The organism is Leptolyngbya sp. CALU 1928 (genome assembly GCF_056784215.1).
The window spans coordinates 1,554,481-1,568,677 of record NZ_JBXBCE010000001.1 but is presented as its reverse complement, the minus strand read 5'-3'; the positions used below and the strand labels follow the sequence as shown (position 1 = coordinate 1,568,677).

Sequence of the window (14,197 nt, the reverse complement as noted above, 5' to 3'; positions counted from 1 at the left end):
GCAAAAATTTTCAATGATGGATATCAGGTTTGAATTAGAGGTTAGTAACCCCAATACGCAAAACTTTTTACGGTAGATCTCTACCCGTGTTTCTTAAATGTTTGTCTTAAGATTTTTGAGTATTTTGCTACGGGTGAAGCCAAATGACGACAAAATTTTCAGTAGTCCCATTTTTTAAGGAGACCGTTATGAACTCTGTTCGCTGGCGCAAAATTCTTGCCCCATTGTTGATTAGCCTAGTGCTGTTTATTTCAGCCTGCTCTCCTACTCAAGAATCTCGCTATTCTCAGGTTCAAAAAGATACAACACAACGGGGCGCACCTACAGCCGTTGCCAAAAAAGCTGAACAAGGCGCGAAATTTAACAAGATTTTTCCTGATGGTATTCGGGGCTATGAAGTAGTCGCTGCCCAAGAAAAGAAAGGATTCGCTGAATATAAAGTGAATAAAGACGGCAAAAATGTAGCAATGCTGTCGATTAGTGATACGACCAGCGTTCCTTCTGCCGCCGCAAAGTATCAAGCTGCAACCGAGAAAGTGGCGGGCTATCCAGCAGTAGATCAAGGCGCAAACTCAACCGGAATTTTGGTGAACGATCGCTATCAGGTAAAAATCCTTTCCCGCGATCCCTCGTTTACGAAAGCAGATCGCGTTCAGTGGCTCCAAAAGTTTGATCTGAAAGCATTGGCAAAAATGAAACCCGCTATCGCGCCAGTCGCAACTCAAAAACCTGTCAATCAAGTAACCAAACTACCGCCTCTGCCTCAAAGAGCGCCCAATCCCTCCTTGGTGCCTCAACCCGCCGGTTAATTTCCCATTTTTCATCGTTATAAGATTCCCATGATTGCTACTCCCCGCACATTTCTCGTTCCTGCCTTATTCAGCCTGTCACTGGTTGTAGCGGCGTGTGGAGGTGAAAAGCCACCCTCCCGCTATGACCAAGTTCAAACAGAAACCCAAGGTCAATCAGCGGTTTCCAAAGAAGCGATCAACGGCAGTCAACTTAACCGATATTTTCCTAAATCCGCCAATGGCTTTTCGGTCGTTCCCGCTCAGGAAAAGAAAGGTTTTGCAGAACATAAGGTCAATAAAGGCGGCAAAAACGTAGCGATGTTGTCTATTAGCGACACCATTAGTACGCCAGCGTCTGCTAGTAAATACCAGCAAAGTACCACCAAAATTGCGGGTTTTCCTGCCGTTGACCAAGGGCAAAACGGAACGGGCGTTCTGGTGGGCGATCGCTTTCAAGTTAAAGCCCAATCTCGTGATCCATCCTTTACCAAACAAGACCGCGTCAATTGGATTCAAAAATTCAATCTAAACGGTCTATCTCAAAAGAAATAAGGAGTCCTACCTATGAGCAAATCGATTTTTGAACTCGTTGACGAACTCCCCACTGGCGGCATCACCGTCATGGCGATGAAGTCTCTAGATACGCTCATTCCCGGGCAATGGCAAAATTTGACTGGGTTTGATAACACCATTCGCGCCGTCACGGGCGAAACCGATGAAGCCCTCATTCAGCAAATTGGTGAGCGTGCAGTAACGCTTTATAACGATAAATCCCAAGGCTATCAACGCGCCTACTGGCTCTATGACACCGTGCAAAGCGGTTCTGGCTTGCTCGGAGCGGCTGCCCTGGCAAATCGGATTGGGCAAGATACGTTTTTAGGCTTTCTCAAACACGTTAGCCCCAAACCCGAAAAAGCTCAAAGCATTGATCTCTCTGTCAAACTGGTGACCGAGCTAGTTGCCTTTTGCCAAATTAACGGCATCCCTGGCGACAGCATTGGCGATTTTCTGGGAGCATTAGGCGATTACAGCGGTGAATCGTTGATGAGAATGGCGGCATTGGTTTGCTTTGATGGGCTGATTCCGTTAGGTCCTGAGTTTGCTGAAAAAGCGCTGGGCAATGTTCAAGGCAGTAATGCTTCAGACTTGGAAGGAAATCAAACTTATAAGAGCGTCAAAGATCTGATTCCTGGCGATAACTCCAACGATAAGCTGGGCTTCATTACCAAAAGCTTTGATTCGACAACAGGCTGGATGAAAAACTTCGTCTCTTCCACCGGGGCAACTCAAAGCGGATTAATGCATAATCTCAAGGGCTTTATCGACTTTACTGATGACAAAGCGGATTATGTCGGTGCGTTGCTGGATATGAATGTGAAGTACTACCGTCATACAGGGATTCAAACTTTAGTAAGACGCTTGATTGAGCGTGCTGTTGCTGAAATTTAGCTACTGAAATTTGACCGTAGATTGTTAGTTATGGGGCTGACTTAGATACTTTAAAACTAAGTCAGCCCCGTTTTTTGTTGAGTTCCTTTTTGATGACAGATCCAGTACAATCACCAGCATTTACATTTATTAACAAGGCTATCGTCTCAGTCTGAAAAGTTCTATAGTTGCGTTCTTACCTGAGGTGAAACTAAAGTCAGCCCACCTTGGAGTCAGCAGGCTGCATCCCCCAGCCCCTGCTAGCTCTGAGCGAGCAGCTTCGCCAGCACATGCCCCTACGGTCTACTCCCAGGGCAGGAGAAGGGAAGCAAGGATTTCTCTAAGTTCCTTTTCCGTCACGGGAAGAGAATTTAGGGTGAGGGCAATCGTGAAAGTCGCACATCGCGTATTCTTAGATTTGTGGCGATCGCTCTTCAGAACGTTCTTTCTGCTGCTAGTATATTTTTTAACAACGAAAATTCCTTAACACTAATTTTTAACACTAAACTCAATGTCAATTAACAGGATCATTGCACTACTGGGGAATTCGGCATGGCGCGTACCAGAATTTTGGTTGTGGAAGACGAACAACTCGTTGCGGATGATCTGAGAGAAACTCTCGAAATATTAGGATATGAAGTGGCTGGTTTGGCAATTTCTGGCGAAGAAGCGATCGCCAAAGTAGTCACTACTCAGCCTCATCTGGTGCTAATGGATATTCGGCTGGAAGGCGCAATGGATGGCATTGAAGCGTCTCACATTATCCAAACAGATTTTCAGCTACCGGTGGTTTATCTGACTGCCAACGCCGATCGCGCCACCCTAGAGCGAGTGAAGCAATCTCAACCCTTTGGCTATGTGATGAAGCCATTTAGTGAGCGATCGCTTGCCACGACGATTGAAATTGCGATCGCTCGCCATCAGGCAGAGCTAGAAGTGTATCGCACCTTGCAAACCGTTCAAGCTGGAAAAAATGCCGCCGAAGAACTAGCGCATGAAAAATCTGAGTATCTTTGTCTGCTTGCCCATGAACTTCGCAATCCATTGACCGCCATCAAATTTTCCGCTGAAGTGTTACAAAGCCACAGTGAGCAATTGCCCGATGAGAAAAAAATGCGCTACATTCAGCGGATTCAAACCGCAGCAAATAGCCTAAATAAGCTTTTAGAAGATGTGCTTACCCTAGAGCATTCAAACACAAATCCTTTGGAATGGTCTCCCTTAGAGGTAGATGTAGTCGGCTTTTGCGAAGAGCTAATAGAAGTGCTACAGGTGAACTGCGACGACCATCACACCCTGACTTTTTCTACCAACGTTGAGCAATATCATGCGTTTTTAGATGAAAAGCTTCTATGGCATCTGTTAAACAACTTACTGAATAATGCCATTAAGTACTCTCCTGAAGGCGGAACTATAGCCCTACAGTTGCTCGGCGAACCCGATCGCTTTAGCTTGTGTATCTCTGATCACGGCATTGGCATTCCTCCCCAAACACTGCCTCACTTATTTGAACCCTTCTATCGAGCGGGTAATGTGGGGCAAATTCCTGGAACAGGACTAGGGTTGGCGATCGCCAAGCAATGTGTAGAACTCCAAGGCGGCAGCATCAGCGTTAATAGCACGCTGGGACAAGGGACTACATTTATAATAGTCCTGCCCCAAAGAAAATCAGAAAGGAGTGAAGAAGTGAAGGAGCGGAACCCAAAACTCATCCCCTAATAAACCGCTTCACCCAACATCCCAAAGCCATCATCAAGCGTTTAAGCGGGCTGAACCAAGGACGTTTTGGTTTGGCAGCAGCCATCACGCCAAACTCATCGCTGATTGTAGTAGGAATAACGTCTCCTACTTCGTAAAGGCTATATTCTCCGCTTTTGCCCGGAAGTTCTACCTGAAACGATCGCCCCACTAAAACCTGATCTTTCGCTTCGGTATAGGCTTCTTTGGAAATCAGAAAGGTGGTTCCCAAAGGCTTGTTAGCCGCTTCGATCCGACTTGCCAAATTGACCGCATCCCCGATCGCCGTCATTTTAGGATTCTTCGGATCGCCAATGGTGCCAATCACTGCCCAGCCATAGTGAACTCCAATCCCAATGCGCAATCGCTGTTGATATAAGCCTTCTAGCGACGGGTTTAACTCTTCCAACGCTGCCAGCATTCCCACCCCTGCCCGAATGGCTCGTTCAGCAGCGCGATCGGGATGATCTACGCCAAACAGCGCCATAAACCCATCGCCCATGTAAACGTTGATCGTGCCACCATATCGATTGATCACCTCTGCCATCCGCTGAAAGTAACGGTTCAGAACATAAATCACATCGTAGGGCAGCACCGCTTCGGAAAAGGACGTAAATCCTCGAATATCTGCAAATAGAATAGCCACATGCTTTTCTTGCCCCAACATGGAAGGCGCAACTTTTTTGGATACCTGATCAAAAAATACCGTTACGTCTTCTGCATCCAAAGACAACCGCCGCAGAGTGATTTTGCCTTCACGAGCAATCATCGTTTGACATGCCAAGCGCACACAGGGTTCAAAGCCCAACTGATCCGCTAAAATCTGTTCTTCTGGGGTACGCGGCGCACAAAATTCCTGCCCGTCCAAAATCAACACGCGACAAGTAGAACACCGAGCATTGCCGCCACAGACATGAGTATGGGGAATTCCCGCTTCCAAAGCCGCTGTGAGCAACGTGTTAGCGTCTTCTGTTTCGATTAGCTGCTGGTCGGGCAAATAGAAAATCTGTGTCATTGTGGGGCTGGCATCACCGTATGGTTGACTCTACACTGAACCCACTCAAAAGCCCGGATTAAACCAAACCAAGTATTGGGATAGTTGGCTTCTTGGCAACTTGAAGCTTTGCAAAACAGAGCAGTTTACAGCTTCGCAGCACAGACCTAAAACAAATCAGTAGCACCCTATTGATCGCCATTGTAGCGGCTGAAAGCGATCGCCCAATTCACCCTTTCCGTTTGATTGGCTTCTCTTTTACTCCGTGGGTTCCCGGTCTATTTCCCTTCTTGCCCCGTTCCCAAGCCGCGCCGTTTCCAGAGTCCCTTTTGCCACCTACCCCAGCTTTTTGCATCGCCGCATTATAAATCGCTTCATTTGCCGCCGCCGATTGAAACAAATCCACCACTGGGTTGGGATAGTCTACGCCCAGTTTCACATTAAAGCGCTGTTGTTCCACGGGAAGCAACTGCCACGGTTCATGCACTTTGCCTGCGGGAACCTGTGCCAATTCGGGCAACCAGTGTTTTACATAGTTGCCATTGGGATCATAGTCTTTAGATTGCTTGAGAATGTTGAAAAAGCGGAAACCACGGGCATCATTCCCCACACCCGCCGTATAGTTCCAATTTCCCCAATTGCTGCACACGTCGTAATCGACCAGCAGCGACTCAAACCACTCTGCGCCCATCTGCCAGTTAATGCCTAAATTTTTGGTGAGAAAACTCGCAACATTTTGTCGCCCACGGTTGGACATGAAGCCAGTGGCGGCAATTTCGTGCATGTTGGCATCTATTAGAGGAAAGCCCGTTTGCCCGTCGCGCCATAGGTCAAATCGTTGCCAATCTTCTTTCCAGGGAATAGACATTCCTTGCAGCCCAGACAATCGGAAAATGCGATCGCCGTGTTTGGCGCAGATAAACCGGAAATAATCTCGCCACAGTAGTTCAAAAATCAGCCAGTAGGTCGAATCGTTCTGCACACGCTTCGTTTCATAGTCCTGAACCTGCTCAAAAATATAGCGGGGCGAAAGACAGCCCAACGCCAGCCACGCAGAGAATTTTGAGGAATAGTCGGCACCCACCATCCCGTTTCGAGTTTCTTTATAAGTCTTGAGGCAATCTTGTTGCCAAAAATAGTGATTCAGCCGAGCTTTACCTGCGGTTTCGCCACCCTCAAATTTCAGCACGGCGCGATCGTCAAACGTAGGCGCGTTTAGCCCAAAGGTCGATAATGAGGGCAACTCGCCCGGTTCTACCGTGGGTAACGGCGGCAGTTTTGTCGGGGTAGGAAAGGTCGGATTGATCGTGCTTTCTTTTTCAACCTGTTTGCGAAAGCTAGTGAACACTTCTGGCAGTGGGCTGACTTCAAACGGCAAATCATCGGGATGATACAACGTGTGCCCCCAAAAGCGCTGACACTTGACCCCGATCGCCTCTAATGCCTGCGTCATCGCCTCTTCAACTGCGATTTCTTCTGAGGTGACCTCTTGATGGTAGTAAACCGCTGTAATGCCTAACTGTTTTGCCAAATCGGGAATCACCGTTTCTGGAGCGCCCTGGCGAATGATCAAGTCACTGCCCAAAGCTTGAAGCGATCGCCGCAAATCTGCCACACTTTCTAGCAAAAACTGCGCCCGAAATGCACCCGTTTTAGGAAAGCCAAAGGAGGTCTGTCCAAACTGTCGCGGCTCGAAACAATAAAGCGGCAGGAGGGATTCAGGGTTTGCTTGAATGGCGCGATGCAGCGGTTCGTGGTCGTGCGATCGCAAATCGCTACGAAACCAAATTAAAATTCGTGGGTCAGTCATGGGGGCAGATTAAGCGACACGTTCCGCTACTCTACCAATGTCCAATCGATTTTGGATGAGTTCCAGATAGGATAGTCTCGACAAATCTCAGAGTTTTGCTTTTGTAGGGTTAGTGCTTGGCTGTAGCTAAACAGCGCCTCTTGATATTGCTTTAACTCTTTTAAGACTGCCCCCCGAAACAGCCACGCCTCACGATTCGTATCAGACAAATCGATAGCTCGATTAAAACTGGCAAGAGCCGCTTGGTAGTGATGCAAGTGAACTAATACGACTCCGTGAAACACCCAGGTTTTAGACCGATTGGGTTGAATGCGGAGGGCGGCTTCAAAACTGGCAAGAGCTGCTTCGTAATAACCCTGCTTGGTCAAAACGGCACCCCGGCTGCACCACAAACGATGAAGCGTTTTGGTTGTGAGGAAGGTGTTTGGTTTAAGCGATGATTGTTGAGTATAGCGCTTGGACAAAAGACAAGAAGTTGAGGATGAGACAGTAGATAGACCCATGGGATTTCTTGACAAGATCGAAGACTTAAAATTGGTCAATGTCGCTTTCACACTCTGATACGCATCGTTTGGCATATACATTCTGGCTTTGATTCACCATCTTTCTTATCCGCCATTACGCTCAACTTTTGACACAGGTCACCAATACGGGTGAGCAATGGTTTTTATGGCAGTAGCTTTATAGCGATCGCGTCTAAATATATCCATACTTGGCTAGATTGAACAGAGGGCTTTGACCCTTCGTTGGGATGGTTACTTTGCCCTAAATCAAACGATTGCTTGCGCTATTCGGTTCGCTCCTTAGAAGGACTCACTCCTCCAATCTATTGCCCCAGAATGTAAACTATTGCTGCAATTCCTATCAAAGTGGAAGGGGCAATTAGACAATATCGCCAACTTAGATTTTTTTGGAGATGACCTAATGTTAAATATGCCGTTGTTTGCTGTGGCTGAAAGAGCAGTTAATTGGAGTCCTAACGTGGCAGTGGTGATGATTGTCTGCAATATCCTCGCGATCGCGATCGGTCGAGCGACCATCAGTCGAAAAAACGTTGGTCCTGCACCAACTACCTTTGGTGGCATGAGTTTAGCTGCCTTAATCGGATCAGCTTCTCTGGGGCATATTTTGGGAGCAGGCGCGATCTTAGGACTGTCTAATGTAGGCGTTTTGTAACTATCTCTAAGTCGATAAATGCCGATAAACCAAGAAGCCAAGAATTTTTTCCTGGCTTCTTGGTGTTCAATCAATCTCACCTTAGGAGAGGGTGCTGATTAGACTATCGTCTTGAGTGATCAGATGCTAAACGGCGCTCCTTGACGCGCGATCGCGGTTGACTTCCTCGCAAGTGACTCACTCGAACCAGTGGCTCAGTGGCTTGCTTTAATTGATGAACAATTTCTAACGTTTGCAACCCATCTAAAACGGCTGCTCGAATAATCGGATCGTTCTCACGCTGTAGCATCACCCGAAAGTAGTCGGCAATTTGGCGGCGAGAAGGGGTTTTAGTGAGCGTTTGGTGACGATTTATCGAGGGCGATCGCCGCTCCAAACGATGCTCATCATCCAATACAGAAATCGAATCAGTTAGTTGCCGGACTGCCAATAAGCGTTTCAACGGATCTTCATGCGCCAAATCAAACAGCAGTTGATTAATTTGTAAGGGAATATGAGGCTCTTGACAGTTGCAGAGTTGCCACACCAGCAGCCCTAACCCAGTGAGCGTCCCCATTCCCTGTAAAATAGCCCCGGATGCGATCCAAGCGCTATCAGACTCCGCCCAAATTGCCGCCGCGAGATAAGTACTAAAGGTGGCAATCGCGCCAGCACCCACCGCGACTACAAAGGGTTGGTTCCAACCTTGCAGTAGTTTACGAACTGCCACAACATTGATGGATGGCTTCCAATCATGCATCAGATACACCAGCAGCATCACTACCACTCCAGTTCCAGTGGCAAACACTAGCCGACTGTTCCAATACAGCAGGGCGATCGCGCCAGTAGTCACCACTAGCCAACCTCCCGAACCAAATCCATGGCGCGAGGAATACCGTTTAAACGTTTGAGTCTTAAGTTTTTCCAACGGTAAATCTTGAATCGCGCTGACTAGAAACTGCCAGCGAAACACATCCTTTGCTGCATGAGATGAAGCCTTTGTCACTGTGCCAATCCGTTCAAAGAGTATTGCAAGACAAAATCCAGCATTTGTTTATAGATTCTACAACTGGAATACCTTGTCTGCGGTTGGATCTAGAAAATCGTTGATGAGAGTTTGTGATGATTCGGTACAATCGAGGTCATAGGCTTACAGCAAAGGAATTTTGGAGTGGTTACTCTCGGTGTCAATATTGACCACATCGCCACCATTCGGCAAGCGCGACGAACCGTAGAACCAGACCCGATCGCCGCCGCGATATTGGCAGAACTGGGCGGAGCAGATGGCATCACGGTACATTTACGGGAGGATCGGCGGCACATTCAGGATCGGGATGTGCAATTATTGCGTCAAACCGTGCGAACCCATTTGAACCTAGAAATGGCAGCAACCGATGAAATGGCAGCGATCGCCCTTGAAGTCAAACCCGATTATGTGACCTTGGTTCCCGAACGCCGGGAAGAGGTGACCACCGAAGGCGGGTTAGATATCGCCGGACAAGCCGAACGCATGGCTCAAGTGGTGAATGAACTACAAGCAGCCGGAATTCCGGTTAGCTTATTCATTGACGCAGATATCGCTCAAATTGAGGCTTCTAACGTAACGGGAGCCAAATTTATTGAACTGCATACCGGGCGCTATGCCGACGCGAAAGGAGAAGCCGCGCAGCAAAAAGAACTCAAAATACTAGAAGATGGTTGCAAACGGGCGATCGCTGCGGGGCTGAGAGTCAACGCTGGGCACGGATTGACCTATTGGAATGCCTACCCGATTGCCTGCCTGCCTGGGATGGAAGAATTGAATATTGGGCACACGATCATCAGTCGAGCAGCGCTGGTTGGCATGGAGCGCGCCGTGCGTGACATGAAGCATGTGATTCAGGGCAATTCATAAAAATTATGGATTTTTTACTGTAGGTTTGGCATTCAGCGATCAAATTCATCAGGCTCCTAGGTAAGATCAAATCCTACAGTTCAAAACTCAAAACTTATTAGGTCAAAACGGTTCACTATGCAAACTTATTACTTCATACTGGCGAGTCAAAACTTTCTTGAGGGAGAAGCCCTTGATGAAGTGTTAAAAGAACGTCATCGATATTATCAAGAGCAAGAAAAAGAAATAGATTTTTGGCTAGTTCATCAACCTGCCTTTTTGGAAGCTCCAGAGATGGCGGCTCTCAAAAGTCAGTGTCCTCAGCCTTCCACGGCAGTCATTTCAACGAATCCTCAATTTATTAACTGGCTAAAACTGCGACTAGAATTTGTCATTACTGGAGAGTTTCAAGCTCCTTCAGAAACGATCCCCCACGCGATCGCCTCTCTCACCCCTGCATCCTAGGGCAATCCGCTGATTTTCTATATCCGCAGCAGGTTTTTAGTAACGAGAGTATCGTTCCGTTTTAACCTCTCATCGTTCAATGGTTATGCACCCCATGATTTCGACGCTTCACCATCGATGCAGTTTTGCACTATTGACCGGCTCTATCCTGCTAACAGTCGGCACAAAAGCTGACGCTCAAGCGTTGCCTCCTGCCGAAATTCCTGCCCCTCAGACGGCTAGTTATGCAACCTGCCAACCGCCTGCACCGAGTGAATATCTATTGTTGGTGGTGACTCGTACCCCCGATAGCCAAACGCAAGTACAACAGCTTTTGCCCCCCAATACTTCTGTCAATACTTGCAACTACTTGGATGACACGGTAACTCGCGTGGGTGGGTTTAGAACTGTTGATAGAGCCAATGCTTGGGCGAAATATATGACGGAGACGACTGGTTTAGCGGCGTTTGTGGCTCGTCCTGCGGAAAGTCCTCAAAGCTCATCTGCGGCACCAGCGGCACCAGCCGCGATCGCTCCTAACAAGCCCGCTACGCCCCCTGCTACAACACCCAAGCCGAATGATTTAGCCAGCTACAGCCCTAAGCCACTAGGTGCGGGCTATGCAGTGCTAGTTGACTATCAAAACCAACCTGAAATGGCGATTAAAGTTCGGCAAACTCTTGGAAAAGAGGTAGGACTAGTTTCCTATGGACAACGCCCCTACCTATTAGCGGTTTACACGGCTGACTCAAACGCTGCAAATACAGCGCTGCAACAGTTGAGCGATCGCGGTTTTTGGGCAACTCTCGTCGATAGTCGTCGCGTGATTTTGCTGCGCCGCAGCGTTTCACTCCCGTCTACGGCTGCCACAAGTCGATAAGTTTTCAAGGTGCGATCGCCAGAGAAAATGTTCCATTAATCGCCGCTCCGCATGGGTTTGAGAAAATTCTTTGATAGTTTAACCGCGAATCTGTAGCGCTGGTTCTTCCTGCACGCAAAGTCGCTCGATCGCCTGATCTGCGGTAATCAGGCGCTTAAGAACCACCTGTCCAATATTTTTACCTGCGGATTCCAGTTGAATTCGTTCACCCGGCTTCACCTCTAACATCAACACTGCTTCTTCAACCCGATAAAGACACAGTTTCTCGTCATTCTCCCAAATAAAAAGCTCCAATTGCTCAATGTAGGGTTTTCGTCGCCACGCGCTTTCGCTCCATAACCCGCTTAGTTCCCAAACTCGACCGATTGTCCAACCATCTGATAAAAAAAAGTATTTCACAACCTTTAAAAGCCCTGAAACTCGTGGTTTTACCTCGCCATTAGTTTAGCCGATACTTTTTGCATCTGGTGCCTTTAAAGAGCAAGATTGGCAAAATGATCCCCGTTAAAGCCTTGGTTTTCTAAGACGGTCAAGTCCATGTGAGATGATGTAAATATGCTTTTCGTTCAGTAATAAATTACTCAAAAGATTAAAGATTATGGCTCGAATTCAATTCGCTAAGGGTATGGACGAAGATGTGATCCCTGACGTTCGTTTGACACGCTCTCGCGATGGCAGCAACGGGACTGCAACGTTTTATTTTGAGAATCCTAAGGCTCTTAGCCCTCAAAATACGGAAGCAGTGACAGGAATGTATCTGATTGATGAAGAAGGCGAACTCACAACCAGAGAAGTCAAAGCGAAGTTTATTAATGGTCAACCCGCCGCAATTGAAGCGCTTTATGTGATCAAATCGGAGCAAGAATGGGAGCGCTTTCTGCGATTTATGGATCGATTTGCTGAGAAAAATGGATTGGGCTTGACACAATCTGAATCTAAACCTGAATCTGAATAACTAGCAGAGGCGATCGCATCAGCTATGAACGCTTTTGCTATTGCCTCACCCCTCCCCTATCTGTGCGATCTTGGCTGTGCGATTTTATGGGTTTTACTCCTCATCCTGATAGTGCTCTGGTTCCGCTCAACTGCGCAGTCATTACTGTAAGCGATACACGCACCCCCGAAACCGATCGCAGTGGTCAGTTGATCCAGCAGTTATTAGTTGAGTCCGCTCATCAGGTGACGGCTTACTTGATTCTGCCAGACGAGCCTGATCAAATTGAGTCGCAACTACACCGATTAGAAAACCGATCTGATGTAGATGTGATCATTTTAAGTGGAGGCACGGGGATCGCCCCACGAGACACTACCTATGATGTGGTTGAGCGTTTGCTAGAAAAAAGCCTGCCTGGATTTGGAGAGATATTCCGCTGGCTCAGCTATGCAGAGATTGGGTCACGGGCGATCGCATCACGGGCGATCGCAGGTGTTTTTCACGATACATTAGTTTTCTCTTTACCAGGTTCAAGCAACGCTGTTGTGTTAGCCATGCAAAAGCTGATTCTGCCCGAAATCCGACATCTAATCAGTCAACTGAAAACGGGAACGCTCTAAATACTGAATCGCTTCAGCCAACTTAGAAAAGCCAAGCCCACTATATACAGGCTTGGCTTTTTAGGTATTGAGGTTAAATCACTTGATGAGTGCAACTATCGTGGTTGCTGGACACTCGCTTGCTTACCCGTCGTAGGTCGATTGGGTTGCGCCAAGAGAATCTTCTCTAGCACCGAAACAGCACCTGAATATTGAGGGTCTTGCAAGGTTGCTAACAGCTTTGGATTGGATGAAAGCGTTTGTTTATCGGCTTCTGTCAAGTCAATCTTGACATCGGGGGCAATTCCTTTATGGCTAATGTCGGTACCTTTGGGAGTGTAGTAATGGGCAATCGTTACCGCTAACCCTGACCCATCCGCTAAGTTATGCACCGATTGTACCAACGCCTTACCAAAAGTCTGGCTACCCACTACGGTTGCCCGACCGTTATCTTTCAACGCCCCGGTCAAAATTTCGCTAGAGCTTGCAGAATTACCGTCTACTAACACCACCAAGGGCAAACTAGTTAACGCGGTTTGATTGGCAGAAACTTCTTCATTTTTGCCCCGGCGATCAACCGTGCGAACAATCGCTCCGTCTCCCATCCACATCCGGCTAATTTCAATACTTGACTGCAATAGCCCGCCTGGATTACCGCGCAGATCTAGCACAAATCCATCTGCTTTTTGCCCCTGTAAGTTCTTAATCGCCCGCGCCATTTGCTCAGCAGCATGGGAACTAAATTCGTTCAAACGAATATACCCAATTTTACTTTTACCCTCTTGTTTCAGAGAATATCGTACCGTTGCCAACTCAATCCGGGCGCGAGTAATAGACACTACAAACGGCTGCCCTTGATCTCGGCGAATTTCTAGGCTAACTTTTGTACCAACATCACCCCGAATTAGGTTGGAAGCATTTTCTACCGTCATGCCCTGGGTTTGTTTGCCGTTGATCGACACGATGCGATCGCCCGACTGAATACCCGCTTTGAGGGCAGGCGAATTTTCAATCGGTTCTACAACGGTCAATGCTTTTGTTTTCTCACCCACCTCTAAGCGAATCCCAATCCCCGAAAGCTCTCCAGATGTTTGGTTCGTGAGTGCCTCATACTGCTTTGGATTCATAAAGCGAGTATAGGGATCATCCAGTTTTTCTAACTCCTTGCGAAGCGCTGTATAGGCTTGCTCACGAGAGCTATAGCTTTTATCCAAGAGGCGCTGTCGAGCTTGTTGCCAATCCACTCGGTTGAACGTATCGTCTACATATTCACGATTGACGATTTGCCATGCTTCGTCCAGAACGGCTTTAGGACTGTCCTGTAAAGCTGCTCGTACACGACCAGGACCAAACAAGGATACTGCGGCAGTAGCCACAACTGCTCCTCCGCAAAGCGCCAACTTTGAGAGTGAAACGTGCTTCAAGGTTCGGTTCATTAGAGATAACTCAGAGAGCTAATGGATTTATTGTCTAGGGTACGGGCGGGTTACATGCGTTTATGAAAAGCCAGCAGCCTTAAAACACATGAAACCTTCTACAGGTGCAAACTGAC

Annotated in this window: 16 protein-coding genes; 10 read left to right on the top strand and 6 right to left on the bottom strand. The window is 47.6% G+C overall.

Going from position 1 to position 14,197, the window contains the following annotated elements:
• Positions 1-188: 188 nt before the first annotated feature.
• From AC1S5B_RS07310 to AC1S5B_RS07295, 4 genes are all read left to right on the top strand, one after another.
• The gene (locus tag AC1S5B_RS07310; RefSeq protein WP_482035017.1) at positions 189-809 is read left to right on the top strand and encodes a hypothetical protein; all 621 of its coding nucleotides are present in this window, start codon (positions 189-191) and stop codon (positions 807-809) included.
• 30 nt (positions 810-839) lie between these two features.
• Complete coding sequence (locus AC1S5B_RS07305) at positions 840-1,343, top strand: hypothetical protein (RefSeq protein WP_482035016.1); 504 nt, start codon at positions 840-842, stop codon at positions 1,341-1,343.
• Between the two features lie 12 nt (positions 1,344-1,355).
• Entirely contained in the window at positions 1,356-2,240 is an 885-nt protein-coding gene (locus AC1S5B_RS07300) for a hypothetical protein (protein WP_482035015.1), read from the top strand.
• Between the two features lie 531 nt (positions 2,241-2,771).
• Positions 2,772-3,938 carry a hybrid sensor histidine kinase/response regulator gene (locus AC1S5B_RS07295; protein WP_482035014.1) on the top strand — a complete coding sequence of 389 codons (1,167 nt, stop codon included), beginning with the start codon at positions 2,772-2,774 and terminating at the stop codon, positions 3,936-3,938.
• Here AC1S5B_RS07295 and AC1S5B_RS07290 read toward each other — a convergent pair.
• From AC1S5B_RS07290 to AC1S5B_RS07280, 3 genes are all read right to left on the bottom strand, one after another.
• Entirely contained in the window at positions 3,928-4,971 is a 1,044-nt protein-coding gene (locus tag AC1S5B_RS07290; RefSeq protein WP_482035013.1) for an adenylate/guanylate cyclase domain-containing protein, read from the bottom strand. The two genes, AC1S5B_RS07295 and AC1S5B_RS07290, sit on opposite strands and share 11 nt — an antisense overlap.
• A 208-nt stretch (positions 4,972-5,179) precedes the next feature.
• Positions 5,180-6,760 carry a DASH family cryptochrome gene (locus tag AC1S5B_RS07285; protein ID WP_482035012.1) on the bottom strand — a complete coding sequence of 527 codons (1,581 nt, stop codon included), beginning with the start codon at positions 6,758-6,760 and terminating at the stop codon, positions 5,180-5,182.
• A 26-nt stretch (positions 6,761-6,786) separates the two neighbouring features.
• On the bottom strand, positions 6,787-7,224 hold the full coding sequence (locus AC1S5B_RS07280) for a tetratricopeptide repeat protein (protein WP_482035011.1): 438 nt from the start codon (positions 7,222-7,224) through the stop codon (positions 6,787-6,789).
• 460 nt (positions 7,225-7,684) lie between these two features.
• On the opposite strand from AC1S5B_RS07280, the gene psaK reads away from it, so the two are divergent.
• Positions 7,685-7,936, top strand: coding sequence for a photosystem I reaction center subunit PsaK (gene psaK, locus AC1S5B_RS07275; RefSeq protein WP_482035010.1), 252 nt, complete (start codon positions 7,685-7,687; stop codon positions 7,934-7,936).
• Between the two features lie 103 nt (positions 7,937-8,039).
• Here psaK and AC1S5B_RS07270 read toward each other — a convergent pair whose 3' ends face one another.
• On the bottom strand, positions 8,040-8,921 hold the full coding sequence (locus AC1S5B_RS07270; RefSeq protein WP_482035009.1) for a hypothetical protein: 882 nt from the start codon (positions 8,919-8,921) through the stop codon (positions 8,040-8,042).
• Between the two features lie 165 nt (positions 8,922-9,086).
• On the opposite strand from AC1S5B_RS07270, the gene AC1S5B_RS07265 reads away from it, so the two are divergent.
• The 3 genes from AC1S5B_RS07265 (at position 9,087) to AC1S5B_RS07255 (ending at position 11,112) form a co-directional block, all read left to right on the top strand.
• Positions 9,087-9,809, top strand: coding sequence for a pyridoxine 5'-phosphate synthase (locus AC1S5B_RS07265; RefSeq protein WP_482035008.1), 723 nt, complete (start codon positions 9,087-9,089; stop codon positions 9,807-9,809).
• 117 nt (positions 9,810-9,926) lie between these two features.
• Positions 9,927-10,253, top strand: coding sequence for an MgPME-cyclase complex family protein (locus AC1S5B_RS07260; RefSeq protein ID WP_482035007.1), 327 nt, complete (start codon positions 9,927-9,929; stop codon positions 10,251-10,253).
• A gap of 94 nt (positions 10,254-10,347) precedes the next feature.
• Positions 10,348-11,112, top strand: coding sequence for a hypothetical protein (locus AC1S5B_RS07255; RefSeq protein ID WP_482035006.1), 765 nt, complete (start codon positions 10,348-10,350; stop codon positions 11,110-11,112).
• Between the two features lie 78 nt (positions 11,113-11,190).
• Here AC1S5B_RS07255 and AC1S5B_RS07250 read toward each other — a convergent pair whose 3' ends face one another.
• On the bottom strand, positions 11,191-11,511 hold the full coding sequence (locus AC1S5B_RS07250) for a hypothetical protein (RefSeq protein WP_482035005.1): 321 nt from the start codon (positions 11,509-11,511) through the stop codon (positions 11,191-11,193).
• Positions 11,512-11,710: 199 nt separating this feature from the next.
• On the opposite strand from AC1S5B_RS07250, the gene psb28 reads away from it, so the two are divergent.
• Both psb28 and AC1S5B_RS07240 read left to right on the top strand, forming a co-directional pair.
• Positions 11,711-12,067: a photosystem II reaction center protein Psb28 gene (gene psb28, locus AC1S5B_RS07245; protein ID WP_482035004.1), complete on the top strand. Its 357-nt coding sequence runs from the start codon at positions 11,711-11,713 to the stop codon at positions 12,065-12,067.
• A gap of 86 nt (positions 12,068-12,153) precedes the next feature.
• Positions 12,154-12,666: a MogA/MoaB family molybdenum cofactor biosynthesis protein gene (locus tag AC1S5B_RS07240; RefSeq protein WP_482035003.1), complete on the top strand. Its 513-nt coding sequence runs from the start codon at positions 12,154-12,156 to the stop codon at positions 12,664-12,666.
• 95 nt (positions 12,667-12,761) lie between these two features.
• Here the strand turns inward: AC1S5B_RS07240 and ctpB are convergent, their stop codons facing one another.
• Positions 12,762-14,081: a carboxyl-terminal processing protease CtpB gene (gene ctpB / locus AC1S5B_RS07235; RefSeq protein WP_482035002.1), complete on the bottom strand. Its 1,320-nt coding sequence runs from the start codon at positions 14,079-14,081 to the stop codon at positions 12,762-12,764.
• Between the last annotated feature and the right edge of the window lie 116 nt (positions 14,082-14,197).